The 1060-nt window shown below is 64.4% G+C and carries 1 protein-coding gene; it reads right to left on the bottom strand.

All coding sequences use genetic code 11. The features are described from left to right. Positions 1–16 precede the first annotated feature (16 nt). A protein-coding gene (locus DT074_RS27840) for an IS630 family transposase (protein WP_438503719.1) occupies positions 17–965 on the bottom strand; the annotation gives its coding sequence in 2 pieces (ribosomal slippage) (positions 17–623 and positions 622–965; 951 coding nt in all). Positions 966–1060 lie beyond the last annotated feature (95 nt).

Raw genomic sequence — 1060 nt, 5'->3', positions numbered from 1 at the left:
CTAGAGCGTGATGCATTTAGCTTTGTGCATAGCCGGCGTTTTTGAAGTAGTTGGCGCATTCGGTTGATGTGCAGCTATCGAGGATGCGGCCGATCGCGTCCGAGATGGCGTCGGCGGTTCGGGCGCATTCCTTGCGGAGCATGTGTTTGAGCTTGGCGAAGAGCTGCTCGATCGGGTTCAGGTCGGGGGAGTATTTCGGCAGGAAGAAGAGCTTGGCGCCGGCGGCGCGGATGGCTGCGCGAACCGCGCTGCCGCGGTGGCTGCCGAGATTGTCCATGATGACGATGTCGCCGGGGCGGAGGCTGGGGACCAGGATCCGCTCGACGTAGAGACGGAAGCGGTCGCCGTTGATCGGGCCGTCGATCAGCCAGGGCGCCTCGACGCTGTCGAGGCGCAAGGCGGCCAGGAATGTCAGGGTCTTCCAGCGGCGATGCGGGACCTTGGCCTTGAGCCTTTGACCGCGCGTCGCCCAGCCCCGCAGCGGCGCCATGTTGGTCTTGGTCCAGGTCTCGTCGAGGAAGACAAGACGCTCTGGATCAACCCGCCCCTGGTACTTTGTCCACTGTGCGCGCCTTCGGGCCACGTCCGGGCGGTCCTGCTCGCTGGCCAGCACGGTTTTTTTTGAAGCTCAGATCCTCGGCGTGCACGAACTCCCATACCGAGCGATAGTCGACCTTTAGGCCCCGCTCGGTCGCGAGCTCCCCAACCAGGCCCCGCAACGTGAAGTCCCCGGCCTGGCACCGGGCGATCAGCCACACTCGATGCTCGCCCGACAGCGTCTTCGGCTTGTGGCCGCCCATCTGCCCGGGCTCGACATGCCCTTCCTCGTGGAACTGGCGGACCCAGTTGATCACCGTGCTCGGCGCAACACCGAACCGGCGCGCCGCCGCATGCCGGCTCATGCCTTCCTGCTCAACAGCCGCCAACGCACGCTCGCGAAGATCCATCGAATAGGGACGTCCCATGCTGGCTGGCCTCCATCCCCAGCCCGCATCTTGAATCACTATTCGAGCCCCTTGGGAATCCCCTGCCGATTCAAGCCAATCTCATCCCGCTCTAG

The organism is Desertibaculum subflavum (genome assembly GCA_003576705.1).
Lineage (GTDB): Bacteria > Pseudomonadota > Alphaproteobacteria > Ferrovibrionales > Ferrovibrionaceae > Desertibaculum > Desertibaculum subflavum.
Note: the sequence above shows the minus strand (reverse complement) of the source record. Positions and strands in the feature narration are given on the sequence as shown.